Consider the following 16,610-nt stretch of genomic DNA (forward strand, 5'->3'; position numbering starts at 1 on the left):
ACCGGTGGCGGTCAGGTTTTGCTCCCGAAACGCTGCGAACGCGTGACGCTCAGTCGGCCTCGAGCCCGACCCGCAGCAACTGCCCATCGTCGGAATCGGTGAGCAGGTAGAGATAGCCATCCGGCCCCAGCCGCACGTCACGGACGCGCGCGCCCAGCTCCTTGAGCAGCCGTTCTTCGTGAGCGATCTCGTCGCCTTCCAGCTGCAGGCGAATCAGCGAGCGATCCACCAACGCACCGATGAACAAGTTGTGCTGCCAGGCCGGGAAACGCTCGGCATCGTAGAAGGCCATCCCGCTGATACCGGGCGACTCCACCCACACATGATGCGGGGCTTCACTGCCTTCGACGACCTCGCCCGTGGCCTCGGGAATCGGCTGGCCGTTGTAGTTGATGCCATGGGTCGCCAACGGCCAGCCATAGTTGCGGCCCGGCTTGGGCAGGTTGATTTCATCGCCGCCGCGCGGCCCGTGCTCGTGGGTCCAGAGCTCACCGGTCCAGGGGTTGATGGCGGCGCCCTGCTGGTTGCGGTGCCCCAGCGACCAGATTTCCGGCGGCACGCCCTGCCGGTCGACGAAGGGATTGTCCGCCAGCGCCTGGCCATCGGGCCGGATACGCACGACCTTGCCCTGGTGCTTGTCCATGTCCTGAGCCGTGGGGCGCTGATTGTTCTCGCCGAGGGCGACGAACAGGTTGCCGTCCCGGTCGAAGACCAGCCGCGAACCGAAGTGATGACCCGTGGACAGTTTCGGCTGCTGGCGGAAGATCACCTCGAAACCTTCCAGGCGCGCCAGGTCGGCACTCAGTTTTCCTCGCCCGACGGCCGTTCCCGCCCGGCCATCGCTCCCGGCCTCGGCATAGCTGAGATAGACCAGCCGATCCTGCTCGAAATCCGGTGACAGTCGCACATCCAGCAAACCGCCCTGAGCGCTGGCGAACACCTCCGGCACGCCTTCCAGCGGTTCGGACAGCTTTCCATCGAGACCGACCAGGCGCAGTCGACCCGGCCGTTCGGTGACCAGCATCCGCTTGCCATCGGGGAGAAACGCCAGGCTCCAGGGAAACGCCAACCCACCGACGACGTCCTCGACGCTGACCCGCCCCTGCTCGCTCGGGTAATGTTCGATCTGCGCGAACGCCATCGATGACGCTAACAACGCAACGCCCCCAAGCGCAGCGCGCAGGCAACGGCTCAGCATGTGCAATCCTCCAGCGATCGAGGCACGGCAACTCACCGCGCCGGACCTTTGAGTGAAGACCATGGCCGGGCGTTCCGCACGGGCAGCATTGGCCCCATTGCCGCCGAATGCCGACGCAGCGTGGGCCGCCGAGCGGATAATCGAACGCTCCCCAACAAAATCTGTATAATGCCCGGTTCGATTGACCAAAGGAAAAGAGAGTACGATGGCCAGCAAGACCTCATCAGCCAAGCGCAAGCCGGAACCCGCCAGCGAAACCAGCCAGTCCCTCGCGGCGCAGATGGCCGCATTTCTGAAGGCCGGCGGCGAAATCCAGAAGATTCCCAACGGGGTCAGCGGACAGACGCAAGGCCCGTCGCGCCAGATCACCATCAGCAAGAAGTAACCCTCCTTTTCAGCGAGCTACAGGGCGCGACCCTTCGCCGTGGCTCGCTCGCTTTTTCTCTCCTCCCGAGTTGCACATGACCGAGCCGATCCGCCTGTCCAAACGCCTTGCCGAACTGGTGGGCTGCTCCCGGCGTGAGGCCGAACTCTATATCGAAGGCGGCTGGGTCCAGGTCGACGGACAGACTGTCGAAGCCCCGTATTTCAAGGTTCAGACGCAACGTATCGAGTTGCTGCCCGGCGCCCTTGCAATCGAAACACCGCCCGTGACCCTGCTGATGCACAAGGCAGCCGGACAGACGCCCGCTATCGATTCCGCCAGCGTCCAGCACATGCTGGGCGAGGCCGCTCGCTGGCCTGAGGATCCGACCCGGAGCGCGCCCCTGCAGCGGCACCTCGCTCGTCATACCGAGCTGTTGCCACTGGAGCCGGACATGAGCGGCCTGCTGGTGTTCAGCCAGCAGCGCGAGGTGATCCGAAGACTGAGCGACTCGCGCAACAAGCTCGAACAGGAATACATCGTCGAGGTCGCCGGCGAGCCGGAAACCAACGGCCTGGCCCTGCTCGACAAGGGTATCGGTCATCGCGGCCGGATCCTGCCCAGGGCCAAGGCCAGCTGGCAGAACGAGACCCGCCTGCGCATCGTCCTCAAGGAACCCCAGCCCGGCGACGTGCGACAGCTGTGCGAGGCGATCGGGCTGCGTGTGATCGCCTGCAAGCGCATCCGCATAGGGCGCCTGTCGATGGCCAAGCTGCCGCTGGGGAACTGGCGCTACCTGGGCGAACACGAGCGTTTCTGAGGCGCTCGCACGCAAGTCAGCGATGCATCTCCCTCGGTGACGACTAGACTGTTCCAGGGTCTCGCTGAAAAGAGTGCATCGTGCATAGAGTTCTCCTGGCGTTACTGCTCGGGTTGTTGCCGCTGCCCTGCGTTGCGCAGAAACCGGTCGAAGTCTGGAGTTATCACACCTCGCCCCCCTTCGCACTGCCGGATGCACCGGGCGTGTCGGATGCCTTCGTCGATCTGCTCAATCGGCACGCCACCAATGCCGGGCGCTTTCTGTTCAAGCTGGTCCAGCTGCCGCGCAAACGGCTGGACATGCGCCTCATCGAGAACCAGCCAGGCGTGTTGCTATGGGGCACGCCGGAATTCCTTTCCGAGGCACAGTCCGCCCACGCCACCTGGTCGCGCCCGCTACTGCACGACCAGCAGGATTTCATCTCCCTGGCCACCACCGCCTACGATTACCAGGGCACCGAATCGCTTTACGGCCTGACGCTCGGCGGGGTACTGGGCCATCGCTACACGAGCCTCGACAGCGCCATCGAGCGCGGCCTGATCAGGCGCGAAGACGTCCATTCGGATCTGCAGAACCTGCAGAAGCTGCGTGCCGGGCGTATCGATACGGCACTGCTCCCGCGCTCGACGCTGCTCTACTACCGAAAAACCGACCCACAGCGGGATCTGTACATCTCGGCCAGGCCGCTGTATCAATTCGAACGTCGCCTGATGCTGACCGCCAGCCTCGACGATGCAGTGAAAAGCTACCTGCGCGAGATCACCGAAGCGCTTTCGGACAATCCTCGCTGGCACCGCCTGCTCGATCGCTACGGGTTGCAGCCCATTGCTGCGGACAAGCAGCACCGGTGAACGGCACGGCACCGCACGGGTCGAACGATGCCGACACGCCATGAACGAATAACGAACCGAAGAGAACACAAGCCGCGATGAAAAAAATACTGGTGATCGGCCTGCTCCTGGCGTTGGGCGGCTGCGCCTCGCAGCTCTGCCATCAATCCCCGGACAGCGAAGCCTGCCGTGCCGAGCGGCTGCTCTACGAGAACGATCTGCTACAGGCCAAGATTCTCATCTCCACCGGCAACGAAGAAGGCTATGAACTCGCTCATGCGCTGCTCGCGCGCAGCGCCCCGCAGGATCGTCATGGCGAGACCGACTTCTACCAGGCCTTGCTGATGATCCGCCAGGGACCGCAGCCTTCCGAAGTGCTGAAGCAGCTGCAGAAGGCGCAGAAAAAGGGCCATCCGCACGCCATCGCGCTGCTCTACAAGATCCATCATGAGCCCTATCTGATCGAGAAACGCGACCCGCTCGAAGCCGAGCGCTATCGCAAGGCCTACGCACAACTGGACGTCGCGCTAAGCGGTTATCCCTCGTTCGAAAAGGCCCTCGAACTGGTTTCCCAGCTGGTGGAGGAGCCGCCGCAACTGCTACCGCTGCCTTGTCCCGCCCGCTGTCGGTAACCGGGGCGGCCGCTAATCGCCAGGCCACGCTTCAGCGGTCCGACAAACCAGGGTCACAGTGGAAGTAAAAAGCGACATCCACCCTACGGCGCTGGCGTTTGCGACAGCTTGGGGTCTTCCTCACCGGACGCCGCCGCCTCGGCCTCCTCTCGCGAGGCATAGGGCCCGGCGATGATCTGGCCATCCACTTCCACCACCCAGCACACCGCCCAGGTGGGGCGCCAGGCCTTGGGTACGTCATCGCCTTTGAGGTGCTTGATCTGCGTCTGCATCTGGATCTCCAGCTGGTTCGTCGTAGAAAACGCCCTTGCTACAGTGACCACAGCCGCCTCCGGTTTGCTCCCAGCGGGCGAACTGCGCCGGCTCGGTCGGCTCTACAACTGCGAAGGCCGCCAGATACGAGGGCACGATGGATAACCACCTGACAGGCCGCGGCAAGCTACTGCTGCTGTCGATCGCGGCACTGCTGTTGCTGAGTGCCTGCAGCCGCATCAACCTCGCCTACCGCAACCTGGACATCCTGATTCCCTGGTCGCTGAACGACTACCTGGACATGAACAGCGCCCAGCAGGCGCGTCTCAAGGCACAACTGCGCGAGCATCAGGCCTGGCACTGCCGTAGCCAGTTGCCGATCTATCTCGAAGGGCTGGAGACGCTGCAGCGCGAAGTCGCCGAAGACCGAATCGAAGTGGCGACGCTGCGCGCTCACCAGCGAAAAATGCGCCAGGCCATCGAGGCGATAGCCGTGCGCATCAGCCCCTCGGCCAGCGAACTGCTCGGCAGCCTCGACGAGCGCCAGGTGCGGCGCCTGCAGGAGACGCTCGCAGAAAAACAGCGGCAACTGCAGGAAAAATTCGTCGAGCCGGAGCTGCCACGGCAGATTCGCGAACGCGCCGAACGCATGCAGGAGCGCGTCGAGCACTGGACCGGCCGCCTGGATGCCGCGCAGCGACAACGCATCCTGCAATGGTCCCATGCGCTGGGCGAACAGAACCGTCGCTGGTTGGATAACCGTCGGCATTGGCAGGCGGCACTCGTCGAAGCCGTCAAACGGCGCCACGACGCCGACTTCCCGACGCGTCTGGCGCCGCTGCTGCAGGAACCCGAGGCGTTCTGGACCGATGCCTACCGGCGCAGCGTTCCACGGACCGAGCAGGCTACGCTGGAACTGATCCGCGACCTCTACGCAATGGCCAGCGCGGCGCAACGCAGCCGCCTGAGCCAGCGCCTGCAGGGCCTGCACGACGACCTGGCCTCGCTGGACTGCCTGGACGAAGCCAGACCCTAGCCCAGCGACCGGCATCAGGAACGGCCCGCTCTGATGAGGGTCCACCGCATAGCAGACTGCACAGGAGCGCGCCATGACACCTTCTTCGCTGACCCTCGACCAAGCTATGAAGCTGACCACCGAAGCCTTCCTCCCCTGCGGCTGCGTGACCAGCGCCAACGCCGAGGAAGACAGCTACGGCTTCACCGTGATGAGCGGCGATGGCGCCGAGGTGATGCGCGTGGCCGCCGTGCCGAACAGCCAGTACAGCAACCCGCAGCAGCTGGGCGAGATGCTCGAACAGGCACGCCTGGACGTGGAGGACAAGGGTTGCCGCCTGGAACCCTGGACCATGCCGGTCATCGCCGACGGCAGCGGCATTCCCGAAACGCCACCGAACTACTGAGCGACCTGGGCGCGACCTGAACGCCCAAGCGCCGTCCGTGATCCGCCCGCTCGCTCAGGCCTCTCGAACCGAGTGATCGGCTATCCGGCCGAAACTTTTACGTCGCGCTTCGGGTCGCTATAGAGGCGGTTTCGGCCGCTCCAGACACCCGAAACGGGAGTACGCATGGGCAACCTGGCGCATCAGCCGAACCTGCAACCTGCATCCGCCGCCTTCGATCGGCTGCTGCATCGCTACCAGCAGGTTCGCGCACTCAGCGAAACGATCTGCGCACCGCTGCAGATCGAGGATTACGTGATTCAGAGCATGCCCGAGGTCAGCCCGCCGAAATGGCACCTGGCGCATGTCAGCTGGTTCTTCGAGACCTTCCTGCTCAAGGCCTATCTCGATGATTACCGGACGCCGAACCCGCTCTACGACTACCTGTTCAACTCCTATTACGAAACCCACGGCATACCCTTTCCACGCGGCCAGCGCGGGCTGGTTTCACGCCCGGGCGTAGAGGACGTCTACCGTTACCGCCGCCACGTGGACCAGGCCATGGGCGAACTGCTGACCAAGCCGCCCGAGGCCCACGCCGACGAAATCCACCGGCGGGTCGAGCTGGGTCTGCAGCACGAGCAGCAGCACCAGGAACTGCTGCTCATGGACATCAAGCACATCCTCGCGCAAAGCCCCCTGCATCCGGCCTACCGCAGCGACCTGAAACCGGCGGTCCAGGCGCACGGCGAGCGCCTGCGCTGGCATTCGTTCGACGGCGGCGTGAAGCACATCGGCCATGCCGGCGAAGGTTTCGCCTTCGATTGCGAAACGCCCAGGCACCGGCAGTTCGTCGAGGATTTCCAGCTTGCCGATCGCCTGGTCACAAACCGCGAGTACCTGTCGTTCATCGCCGATGGCGGTTATGCACGGCCCGAGCTGTGGCTCGCCGACGGCTGGGCGCTGCTGGGGCAGACCGGCTGGAATGCGCCGCTGTACTGGCAACGCCGGGATGACGCCTGGTACGAGATGACGCTAGGCGGGCTCGGCGAGCTGCAACTCGAGGCACCGGTCAGCCACGTCAGCTTCTACGAAGCCGACGCCTACGCGCGCTGGGCCGAGGCCCGCCTGCCCAGTGAAGCGGAATGGGAAGTAGCGGCAGAAGGGCGACCTGCAGATGGCAATTTCCTGGAAAGCGATCACCTGCATCCGACCGCTCCCGACAGCCCGCACGAGGGCCCTGCGCAGCTGTTCGGCGACGTCTGGGAATGGACCGCCAGCGCCTACCGGCCCTACCCCGGATTCCGCCCATTGCCGGGCAGCCTCGGCGAATACAACGGCAAGTTCATGTCCGGCCAGATGGTGCTGCGCGGTGGCTGCTGCGCCACCCCGCAGGCGCATATCCGTGCCACCTACCGCAACTTCTTCCAGCCGTCCATGCGCTGGCAATTCGCCGGGCTGCGCCTGGCTCGGGAGCTTCGATAATGGCCCTTGCCATCCATTTCCACGATCAGATCCAGCAACCCCATGCCGCTTCGCTACGCGACGAGGTGCTCGCAGGTTTCGCCGCCTCGCCCAAGCAAGTGTCGCCGAAATTCTTCTACGACCGGCGCGGCTCGGAGCTGTTCGAGCAGATCTGCCAGCAGCCGGAGTACTACCTGACCCGCACCGAGGAGCAGATTCTCGCCGACGCCGCCAACGACATCCGCGAGATCGCCGGGCCGCGGACGGACCTGATCGAACTGGGCAGCGGAGCCAGTCGCAAGGTGCGCTTGCTGCTCGAACGACTGCGGCCGGTCAGCTACCTGGGCATCGATATTTCCGAGGACTTCCTGCGAACCAGCACCCAGCGGCTGGCGGCGGATTACCCCTGGCTGGACGTGCATGCTGCCTGCGCCGACTTCTGCGACGGGCTGGAGCTGCCGGACGACTTCGAGATCCATCACCCGCTGATGTTCTTTCCCGGCTCCAGCATCGGCAATTTCACCCCCGGGCAAGCCCGCCAGTTGCTGGGCCACTTGCACGAGATCCTGCCGCCCGGTGGCGGCCTGCTGATCGGGGTCGACCTGGTGAAGGACAAGACCGTGCTGGAGGCCGCCTACAACGACCGCGCCCACGTCACCGCCGCCTTCAACCTCAACCTGCTGCAACGCATCCGCAACGAGCTGGACTGCGACATCGACCCGTCGCGCTTCGTCCACCGCGCCTTTTTCAACGAAGGCGAATCGCGCATCGAGATGCACCTGATCAGCCGCGAGTCGCAGGAGGTCAGGCTGGAAGGCCGGCATTTCCATTTCGAACCCGGCGAAAGTCTGCACACGGAAAACTCCTACAAGTACACGCTGGATTCCTTTGCCGCCCTGGCCAACAGCGCTGGATTCGCTTGCCGCAGCCAGTGGACCGACGCGCGCGAGCTGTTCAGCGTGCACTACCTGCAACGCCAGCCATGAGAAAGCGCCTCCTGACGGGCCTGTTGCTGCTGGCCACGAGCGCGGCGTGGGCGGACGAAACGGCGTTGCGCCTCAAGGATCTGCAGCGCTGCGGCAACCTTTTCGCCGCCGGCGAACTGACCTACTGCCTGCGTGGAGAGGGTCTCGGCGAAGGCGACCTGCGCGTCATGCTGCACGGCAAACCGGTTGCCGTGCAGCGAGAAGAGCGCAACCGCCTGCGCCTGACCCTGAACGAGAAGGACCACCGCAGCGGCCCGCTCTGGCTGGAGCAGGACGGGCGCACGAGCAACCCGGTCTGGCTGACCCTCAACCGCAACCATGTGCTGGCGGCCGGGCCCGACAAGGTAGTGAAGAACATGGATGGGCAGAACACCTACCTGGATCTGGTCAGCCTGATCGTCGAGGAAAAATACGACGGCCTGAAGGAATCACGCCGGCTCGCCGAGCGCTACGGGGCCGAAGTGGTCGGTGCCATACCGGCGCTGAACACCTACCAGCTGCGCCTGCCGGTGAAGAACCTGACCGAGCGCGATGCCCTGGTGCTGCGCCTGGGCAACGAAGTCAGCGTCGATGCCATCGTGATCGAGGAGACCGGCCCCGAAGAGCCGCTCGAACAGGACGAAGAAGCGAAGCCGCGCAACAACGAATGGGTCTCCAATCGCTTTCTCGACGCGGTGGCCTTCTACCGGCATCGGCTGAAATCCGATCGGAACAGGATCCAGACCGCGCCTGTGCGTATCGGCATCATCGAACGCGACGTAGATTTCGATGCCCCCGAGTTCGCCGATTACCTGGGCGACTGCGATCCGAGCAAGCCGCGCACCTGCGTCTATGCCCGAGATGCCGAGGCGCCGGACGAACATGGCACCACCGTCACCGCCATCCTCGCCGCGCGTAACGAAAACCCCGAAGACAGCGGTTTTCTCAGCGCCCTGGAAGACGCCGGGAGCGGCTTCGAGGTGATCGTCGAGCGCAACTCCGACGCCGGCATCACGGCCAACGTCGCCGCCTCGGTGAACCTCGTCGAGGATGGCGCGCGGATACTGAACTGGAGCTGGGGCATCCACCGCATCGGCACACGCGATATCGAAGGCGAGGAGGTCGACTCGCTGATCCGCTCCGGCATCGCCATGAGCGGCTACGAAGAACTGCTCGAGGAGTTCTTTCTCTGGCTGCGCCGCGAGCACCCCGACGTGCTGGTGGTGAATTCGGCCGGTAACGGCTCGGCGCGCTCCAGCCAGGACGATTACCGTCTGCCCTCCTCGTTCATCACCGACCAGCTGCTGGTAGTGGGTGGTCATCAACGCAATCACGAACGCGACGTGGCCGTGGAGCATCCGGACTACGTGACCCGGCGGCCCTCGTCGAATCTCGACCAGCGTGTCGACATCACCGCTTCGGCCTGCACACGCTCGGCCACCCTGGAGAAAGGCAAGCGCGGCGGCATCCATTGCGGCACGTCCTACGCCACGCCGATGGTCGCCGGCGTGGTGGGGGCGATCCTATCGATCAACCCCGAGCTGGAACCATCTCAGGTACGGGAGCTGCTGCGCCGCAGCGCCATGACCATTGGCCGCGACAGCGATTTCGAGCCCGCCGAAGCGGATGATCTGACCGCCCCTATCCTGCCATCGGAGCGCGGCTATCAACTGGATGATCGGGACATCGGGCGCTCCGCTCGACTGGACATGCGCAAGGCGCTGGAGCTGACCGTCGAAAGCCTGCAGCACGAGCGATGAAGATCGAGGCTACCTTGTCGAGACATGAAACACTTGGAAATAAAGCAGAAGCGACGTTCGTCAGCCTGGTGAATTTGAAATCGGCCAGGCAAATGCCGACGTCAATATTACGCCTCTCGACCAATACATTTATTTCCCTTTAGCTTCAGGAATTTACGAAACCTAGGACAAAATTCACTTTAGTATCAATAAAACATCATCCTGATATTTCGAGTGATTTTAGAGCCGCTTTATTGGCGCCAGCGCGGCTTCAATTGCGAGCACCTCTTCTATATAAAGCCTATCCATGCTGAAGAGTCCAACTTGGCTCATGCATTTTTGGCGGCATCGGAATAGTGCTTCGCTTCACCGAATCACCCATCCAGTTTGCTTCCGCACTTTTTAAAAGGCGCACGCCTTTTGTCGTATTAAGTTCCGGAGATAACCATGTTCCTCAACGCAGTTTCAGGCTCGTCTAAAGGCCTGTTCGGCGCAATGACCCTGGGCGCGATAGTCGCTTTCACCACGGTCAACCCCGCGAGTGCCGTGACGGCGGTTGCCCAGACAGCCGCTAACGCTCAGCAGGTAGCCCAGGTCAACAATTTCACCAGTTCCGATTGGCTCAAAGGCACCTGGCGCGCCTCGCCCGGCGTCTCCATTCCCGCCACGGCGAGCAACAAGGCCGCGTTCAAGAAGAACGGCAAGGTGAAGCTGGCGAATGGTCAGGTACGCACCATCAAGGCCATCTACTTCTCGGGTGCGCACATGAGTCTGATGCTCGATGGCGCAAAGCTCGACGCCAACGCCACCGGCCATCCAAAGAGCGTCACGGCCCTATCCGGTTCGACGACGACACCGAGCACGCCGGCCCCCACGCCGGGCACCGGCAACAGCGCCCATAGCAGCGCAATCAACAACTTCACCAACAGCGACTGGCTGAACGGCGTGTGGCGCAAATCCGCCGGTGTTTCGGTGCCGGCCACCGCGGCCAACCGGTCGGCTTTCAAGGCCGGCGCCTCGGTCAAGCTGGCGGACGGCCAGGTTCGCGCCATCAGCGCAATCTACGTTTCCGGCAACAACATGAGCGTCATGCTCAAGGGCGCCGCGATCGGCGGCAACCTCGGCCATCCGAACAAGTTGTTCGCTGCAACGGCCAGTTCGGTGCCGAGCACGCCCGCGCCAGACACCACGCCGCCCACCGGCGCGAAGCCTGCGCTGACCGTCACCTTGAACGCATTCAACGGCAAGGACTTCGCCGGCGGGGTCTACCTGACCTCTCCGGGCATTTCCATCAAAGACACCTCGGCCAACCGGGCAGCCTTCCACAAGGGGGCGAAGGTCAGGTTCGCCGATGGGCAGGTCCGCACCGTGAAAACCATCTACCGCTCCGGCGGCAACATGACGGTATTGCTCGACGGCGGCGCCATCGACGGCAAGGCCGTGGGTTTCCCCAGAACCATCTCGGTCAGCAGCAGCGGCTTCAGCCAGCCGGCCCCGGACAGCGGTAACAGCAGCGCGCCTTCGAACAACGACACGGCGCCGGGCAACCCAATCAACCTGGTGGGCGTCAACCTCGCCGGAGCCGAATTCGGTGCCGGCAACAGTGCCAGCGCCAGCCTGCCCGGCCGTTACCAGATCCATTACATCTACCCCGGCGAAACCGATTTCAAACGCTACGCCGACCTGGGCATGAAACTGGTGCGCCTGCCCTTCCGCTGGGAACGGCTCCAGCCGAAGCTGAACACCGAACTCAACGCCGCGGAACTCTCGAGGCTGATGGCCACCCTCGATCACGCGCGCAAGCACGACGTCCAGGTCATCCTGGACATGCACAACTACTACCGCTACTACGGCAAGCTGATCGCCTCCGGCGACGTGCCGATCAGCGCCTTCGCCGACAGCTGGCGACGCATCGCCCGGAAGGTGGCCAACCATCCTGCGGTGTACGGCTACGGCCTGATGAACGAGCCGCACTCCACCAACGGCAAATGGCCCGCCGCCGCGCTGGCAGCCTCCAAGGCCATCCGCGAGATCGACCGCAAGGGCTGGATCTACATCGCCGGGGATCGCTGGTCCAGCGCCTACCACTGGCCTTCGTACAACACGCAGCTAGTAGCCGATCCCTGGATGCGCGATCCGAAGAACAACCTGATCTACGAAGCGCATCTGTACCTGGACAAGGATTTCTCGGGCAGCTATGCGAACCGCGGCGCCGTCTACAACCCCATGACCGGCGTCGACCGCGCCAAACCCTTCGTCGAATGGCTGCGCAAGCACAGGCTGCGGGGCTTCATCGGCGAGCACGGCGCGCCGGACTACTCGCCTTCGGCGATCGTGGCGACCGACAACCTGCTGAAGTACCTCGGCCAGAACTGCATTCCCAGCACCTACTGGGCAGCCGGACCCTGGTGGGGTGACTACGCGCTGTCGCTGGATGTGAACAATGGCAAGGCGCGCCCGCAACTGCCGGTGCTGCGCAAGCATGCGACGAACAAGTCCTGCACGGCCATCGGCCCGCTCTGACCGACGCCGAATCGCCCCGCGCGGGGCGATTCGTTCAGCCAGGCAACCCGTCGAAAACTTCCGGCACCAACGCCGCCTCGCCCTTGTCGACGAGGTGCTGGCGCGGGGACGTAACCGCACCGTCATCTTCGAGCATCGCCAGCAGGCGCTGGCCGCGTTCGGTCAGGATGAAGTTTTCGCCGTTGCCACCCAGCTCCTCGGGACGCGACTCGATGAAACCGCCTTCGAACAGCAGACTCTCGTAGTTCTGCGCCTCGGCTTTCAGCGCATCGAGATTGGGCATCGGCTGCCCGGCCTGCTCGAGTGCCAGGGCGTGCTCGTCGGCATACTGGCGCGGCGTGAAGGTTTCGCTGCCAGAGTGCTGCACTTCGCGCAGCAGGCGCAGCATCAGTTCCCAGTCGTAAGTCATGGCCATTCTCCGTTTGCTTGTCACCGCCTCATTGATACGGACCCCACCGGGCAGGCCATGGTTCGCAACGGCAAAAGGCTGAACTAAAGCGGCCCGACAACGATCCACCGAACAGGACGTCGAACGGAGCAGACCATGAAATATCTGATGATTCCCCTTGCCGCCTTGTTGGCCAGCCCCGGGGCCTACGCCGCTTGCAGCGCGGCGGATGTCGAGGCCGCCGCCGAGCGGCTCGCCGAACGGGTCGCCCAACTGACCGAGAACGATCCCGAACGCGCCGCCGAGATCAACGCGCAGCTACAGGAAATGGAAACCAAGCGGACCGCGGACGAGCTGGGCGACGAGTGCCAAGCCTACGAGCGGCGGCTGCAGCACATCGAACAGGCTGAAAAGGAAGCGGAAATCCCGTCGAATCAGGAGCGTTGAACCTTCGCGGATCGGGGAACATCGTAGGGTGGATCACGCTTCACCGATCCACCGAGCGGAGCCCTGGTGGATATAAAAAGCGATGTCCACCCTACACGTCTGGCGGTGCGTGGCTTCAGCCGTGAAAGCTTGCTGTTACGCACCAGCCGGTTGTTTTATTGCCCTTCGACCTTCTTGCGTTTGAGCGGCGCCATGCCGTCGCCGCTGACCACCTGCGAGGCCGGTGCTTCGCGCTTGGTGTTCTTCGGTCGCTTGGCGGTGGGCTTGGCAGCGGATTTGGCCTTCTTGTCGCCCGCCTTTTTCTTGTCCTCTTTTTTCTTCTTGGTTCCCGCCGCCTTGCCCGAGGCCTTGAGGTTCTTCGGGCCCATGTAGCTGCCCTTCAGGCCCTTGACCACGCGGTGCTCGAAGCGCTGCTTGAGGTAGCGCTCGATGCTGGACATCAGGTTCCAGTCGTTGTGGCAGATCAGCGAGATCGCCAGCCCTTCGGCGCCGGCGCGCCCGGTGCGGCCGATACGGTGCACGTATTCGTCACCGGAGCGTGGCATGTCGAAGTTGATCACCAGATCCAGCCCTTCGATATCCAGGCCACGCGCCGCCACGTCGGTCGCCACCAGCACCTTCACGCCGCCTTCCTTGACGCGATCGATGGCCAGCTTGCGCTCCTTCTGGTCCTTCTCGCCGTGCAGCACGAAGGCCTTGACGCCCTCGGCCACCAGCCGCCCGTAGAGGCGGTCGGCCTGTACGCGTGTGTTGGTGAAGATCACCGCCTTCTTGTAGGTCTCGTTGGCCAGCAGCCAGTGCACCAGCTTTTCCTTATGCTCGACGCTCTCGGCGGTGATGATCTGCTGCCGTGTGCCTTCGTTGAGCTCGCTGACGCGGTTGAGCTGCAGGTGCAGCGGGTCGCGCAGCACGCTGGCCGCCATCTCGCGCAGGGCGGCGCCGCCGCTGGTGGCGGAGAACAGCAGGGTCTGCTGGCGCTTGGCGCATTCGTTGACCAGGCGTTGCACGTCGTCGGCGAAGCCCATGTCGAGCATGCGATCGGCTTCGTCGAGGATCAGCAGCTCCACGTCCTTGAGGATCAGCGTGCCGGCATTGAGGTGCTCGATCATCCGCCCCGGCGTGCCGATGAGGATGTCCGGCACCTTGCGCAGGATCGCTGCCTGGACCTTGAAATCCTCGCCCCCGGTGATCATCGCCGACTTGATGAAGGTGAACTGCGAGAAGCGCTCGACTTCCTTGAGCGTCTGCTGCGCCAGCTCGCGGGTCGGCAGCAGGATCAACGCGCGTACATCGACGCGCGGCTGCGCATCGCCGATCAGGCGGTTAAGCATCGGCAACACAAAGGCCGCGGTCTTGCCGCTACCAGTCTGCGCCGTTACCCGCAGGTCGCGCCCTTCGAGCGCCGGCGGAATGGCCGCACTCTGCACGGGAGTCGGCTCGACGAATTTGAGTTCGGCGACTGCCTTGAGCAGGCGTTCGTGCAGGGCGAATTGGTCAAACAAGGGGGCTACCTCGGCAAGTCGAAAGAACGATGGCATAGGTTAACGACAAAGGCGTGCGTTTGCTTGTCCGCCGACATGGGCGGGCCAGCGTTTCACTGATAAAAACGCAAAGAGGTGAGCCGACGCGCCCGCTCGGGCGTCCGGCGTCACGTCAGCGGGATGGCGCTCAACCGGGCTCGCAGGTCAGCTTGATCCGCAGGCGGATCACGTCGCGCTTGAACTTGGCCGTCAGCGGCTTGCGTTCGCCGGCCTGCAGCGTGGTGCGGCGGGTACGGGGCGCTTCGGGACCATTGCGAAACACGGCGCTACAGGCGACGGGCGTCGCGCCATAGTTCTGCAACAGCACGCCGGCCATGTCCCGGTCGATGGTTTCGGTGGAGACCAGCACTTCGGTACCGTTGAGCTGCTGCTCGACTTCCACCGGATAGCTGACGGCCAGCGCAGTCAGTGGGAACATGGCAAGCAGGGTGCAGAATCTTTTCATCACGGGCAGGCTCCTCCAGCAGGCGGCCAGCGTACCAGACAGAGGCGACAGGAAAACAATGGAATGAAAGGACCCCGCGTGACGCTCGATCAATGGCGAACCCTGCAGGCCGTGGTCGACCATGGCAGTTTCGCCCAGGCCGCCGAGATGCTGCATCGCTCGCAATCCTCGGTCAGCTATACCGTGGCCCGCATGCAGGAGCAGCTCGGCATTCCGCTGCTGCGCATCGAGGGGCGCAAGGCCGTGCTCACCGATGCCGGCGAGATGCTGTTGCGTCGCTCGCGGCAACTGGTGACCCAGGCCAGCCAACTGGAAGAACTGGCCCACCACATGGAACAGGGCTGGGAAGCGGAAGTGCGGCTGGTGGTGGATGCCGCCTACCCCAATGCCCGGCTGATCCGCGCCTTGACCGAATTCATGCCGAAAAGCCGCGGCTGCCGCGTGCGTCTGCGCGAGGAAGTCCTCTCGGGCGTCGAGGAAATCCTCAAGGACGGCACGGCCGACCTGGCCATCACCGCCCTGGACATCACCGGTTACCTCGGGGCGGAACTGGGCACCGTGGGGTTCATCGCCGTAGCCCATGCCAACCATCCGCTGCATCAGTTGCAGCGCAAGCTGAGCGTGCAGGATCTGCAGAGCCAGATGCAGGTGGTGGTACGCGACTCGGGCCAGCGACAGCCGCGAGACGCCGGCTGGCTGGGCGCCGAGCAGCGCTGGACGGTCGGCAGCCTGGCCACCTCGGTGGCTTTCGTCAGCAGCGGCCTGGGCTTCGCCTGGCTGCCGCAGCACATGATCGAACGTGAGCTCGCCGAAGGCATTCTCAAACCGCTGCCGCTGATCCAGGGCAGCATTCGTCGTCCGCAGTTCTATCTGTACACCAATCCCGACAAGCCGCTCGGCCCCGCCACGCGGATTCTCATCGAGCTGATCAAGACGTACGATACGCAATCGCCGTCTGCCCTCGGCAGCCTGGCCCAGACTTCCAATACCACCAGGAACACACCATGAAACGACTCGTACTCGCCGCCTGTTCATTGCTGCTCGCCGGTAATCTGCTGGCTGCGGAAAACCCTCGCGTACTGCTGAACACCAGCATGGGTGAAATCGAACTCGAGCTGGAGGCGGAAAAAGCACCCATCAGCGTGGAGAACTTCCTCGGCTACGTGGAGCGCGGTTTCTACGACGGCACCGTGTTCCACCGCATCATTCCCGGCTTCATGATCCAGGGCGGCGGTTTCGACGAGGGCCTGAGCCAGAAGCCCACCCGCCAGCCGATCAAGAACGAAGCCGACAACGGGCTGCACAACGTACGCGGTACCGTCGCGATGGCCCGCACCCAGAACATCAATTCGGCCACCAGCCAATTCTTCATCAACCACCGCGACAATGACTTCCTCGACCACGGCAGCCGCGACTTCGGCTATGCCGTATTCGCCAAGGTCGTGCGCGGCATGGACGTGGTCGACCAGATCGCCCAGGTCCCCACCGGCAACCGCACCATGATGCAGAACGTCCCGCTGCAGCCGGTGAAGATCGTTTCCGCGAAGAAGCTGTAACACCGCCGGCACCACCTTAGGGCGGCGGGTGACCGAACCGAGCCCT

At 63.8% G+C, this 16,610-nt stretch carries 18 protein-coding genes; 13 read left to right on the top strand and 5 right to left on the bottom strand.

Annotated features, from left to right (window positions below):
• Positions 1 to 49: 49 nt before the first annotated feature.
• On the bottom strand, positions 50 to 1,198 hold the full coding sequence (locus EA795_RS08665; RefSeq protein ID WP_122076632.1) for a PQQ-dependent sugar dehydrogenase: 1,149 nt from the start codon (positions 1,196 to 1,198) through the stop codon (positions 50 to 52).
• 205 nt (positions 1,199 to 1,403) lie between these two features.
• Between EA795_RS08665 and EA795_RS08670 the strand changes: the two genes are divergently transcribed.
• The 4 genes from EA795_RS08670 (at position 1,404) to EA795_RS08685 (ending at position 3,844) form a co-directional block, all read left to right on the top strand.
• Positions 1,404 to 1,583, top strand: a complete 180-nt coding sequence (locus EA795_RS08670) for a PFL_1563 family small protein (RefSeq protein WP_014851951.1) — start codon at positions 1,404 to 1,406, stop codon at positions 1,581 to 1,583.
• Positions 1,584 to 1,659: 76 nt separating this feature from the next.
• Positions 1,660 to 2,382, top strand: coding sequence for an RNA pseudouridine synthase (locus EA795_RS08675; protein WP_122076635.1), 723 nt, complete (start codon positions 1,660 to 1,662; stop codon positions 2,380 to 2,382).
• An 80-nt stretch (positions 2,383 to 2,462) separates the two neighbouring features.
• Entirely contained in the window at positions 2,463 to 3,233 is a 771-nt protein-coding gene (locus tag EA795_RS08680) for a substrate-binding periplasmic protein (protein WP_170162218.1), read from the top strand.
• A 77-nt stretch (positions 3,234 to 3,310) separates the two neighbouring features.
• On the top strand, positions 3,311 to 3,844 hold the full coding sequence (locus EA795_RS08685) for a hypothetical protein (RefSeq protein WP_122076640.1): 534 nt from the start codon (positions 3,311 to 3,313) through the stop codon (positions 3,842 to 3,844).
• Positions 3,845 to 3,927: 83 nt separating this feature from the next.
• Here the strand turns inward: EA795_RS08685 and EA795_RS08690 are convergent, their stop codons facing one another.
• A complete protein-coding gene (locus EA795_RS08690) occupies positions 3,928 to 4,116 on the bottom strand; it encodes a hypothetical protein (RefSeq protein WP_065984179.1) in 189 nt (62 codons plus the stop codon).
• A gap of 137 nt (positions 4,117 to 4,253) precedes the next feature.
• Here EA795_RS08690 and EA795_RS08695 point away from each other — a divergent pair, with 137 nt between their 5' ends.
• The 6 genes from EA795_RS08695 to EA795_RS08720 all read left to right on the top strand — a co-directional run bounded on the left by EA795_RS08695 (position 4,254) and on the right by EA795_RS08720 (position 12,187).
• Positions 4,254 to 5,132, top strand: coding sequence for a DUF6279 family lipoprotein (locus tag EA795_RS08695; protein ID WP_122076643.1), 879 nt, complete (start codon positions 4,254 to 4,256; stop codon positions 5,130 to 5,132).
• Between the two features lie 73 nt (positions 5,133 to 5,205).
• Positions 5,206 to 5,517 carry a hypothetical protein gene (locus tag EA795_RS08700; protein WP_014851945.1) on the top strand — a complete coding sequence of 104 codons (312 nt, stop codon included), beginning with the start codon at positions 5,206 to 5,208 and terminating at the stop codon, positions 5,515 to 5,517.
• 165 nt (positions 5,518 to 5,682) lie between these two features.
• Positions 5,683 to 6,981, top strand: a complete 1,299-nt coding sequence (gene egtB, locus EA795_RS08705; protein WP_122076645.1) for an ergothioneine biosynthesis protein EgtB — start codon at positions 5,683 to 5,685, stop codon at positions 6,979 to 6,981.
• Positions 6,981 to 7,946: an L-histidine N(alpha)-methyltransferase gene (egtD, locus tag EA795_RS08710; protein ID WP_122076648.1), complete on the top strand. Its 966-nt coding sequence runs from the start codon at positions 6,981 to 6,983 to the stop codon at positions 7,944 to 7,946. Before egtB ends, egtD begins: the two co-directional genes overlap by 1 nt.
• A complete protein-coding gene (locus EA795_RS08715) occupies positions 7,943 to 9,685 on the top strand; it encodes a S8/S53 family peptidase (protein ID WP_122076650.1) in 1,743 nt (580 codons plus the stop codon). Before egtD ends, EA795_RS08715 begins: the two co-directional genes overlap by 4 nt.
• 426 nt (positions 9,686 to 10,111) lie before the next feature.
• Positions 10,112 to 12,187, top strand: a complete 2,076-nt coding sequence (locus EA795_RS08720; protein WP_240002941.1) for a glycoside hydrolase family 5 protein — start codon at positions 10,112 to 10,114, stop codon at positions 12,185 to 12,187.
• A 34-nt stretch (positions 12,188 to 12,221) separates the two neighbouring features.
• Here the strand turns inward: EA795_RS08720 and EA795_RS08725 are convergent, their stop codons facing one another.
• Positions 12,222 to 12,596 (bottom strand): hypothetical protein, encoded by a 375-nt coding sequence (locus EA795_RS08725; protein WP_043942524.1) that lies wholly within the window; start codon positions 12,594 to 12,596, stop codon positions 12,222 to 12,224.
• A gap of 135 nt (positions 12,597 to 12,731) precedes the next feature.
• On the opposite strand from EA795_RS08725, the gene EA795_RS08730 reads away from it, so the two are divergent.
• On the top strand, positions 12,732 to 13,022 hold the full coding sequence (locus tag EA795_RS08730) for a hypothetical protein (protein WP_014851939.1): 291 nt from the start codon (positions 12,732 to 12,734) through the stop codon (positions 13,020 to 13,022).
• A 155-nt stretch (positions 13,023 to 13,177) separates the two neighbouring features.
• Here the strand turns inward: EA795_RS08730 and EA795_RS08735 are convergent, their stop codons facing one another.
• Positions 13,178 to 14,524 (bottom strand): DEAD/DEAH box helicase, encoded by a 1,347-nt coding sequence (locus tag EA795_RS08735; RefSeq protein ID WP_014851938.1) that lies wholly within the window; start codon positions 14,522 to 14,524, stop codon positions 13,178 to 13,180.
• Positions 14,525 to 14,690: 166 nt separating this feature from the next.
• Positions 14,691 to 15,008, bottom strand: coding sequence for a hypothetical protein (locus EA795_RS08740; protein ID WP_058073627.1), 318 nt, complete (start codon positions 15,006 to 15,008; stop codon positions 14,691 to 14,693).
• 63 nt (positions 15,009 to 15,071) lie between these two features.
• On the opposite strand from EA795_RS08740, the gene EA795_RS08745 reads away from it, so the two are divergent.
• Complete coding sequence (locus EA795_RS08745; protein ID WP_058076383.1) at positions 15,072 to 16,016, top strand: LysR family transcriptional regulator; 945 nt, start codon at positions 15,072 to 15,074, stop codon at positions 16,014 to 16,016.
• Positions 16,013 to 16,564 carry a peptidylprolyl isomerase A gene (locus tag EA795_RS08750; RefSeq protein WP_014851935.1) on the top strand — a complete coding sequence of 184 codons (552 nt, stop codon included), beginning with the start codon at positions 16,013 to 16,015 and terminating at the stop codon, positions 16,562 to 16,564. The genes EA795_RS08745 and EA795_RS08750 overlap by 4 nt, the downstream gene beginning before the upstream one ends.
• The last annotated feature ends 46 nt before the right edge of the window (positions 16,565 to 16,610 follow it).

This window comes from Stutzerimonas nitrititolerans (assembly GCF_003696285.1).
GTDB lineage: Bacteria > Pseudomonadota > Gammaproteobacteria > Pseudomonadales > Pseudomonadaceae > Stutzerimonas > Stutzerimonas nitrititolerans.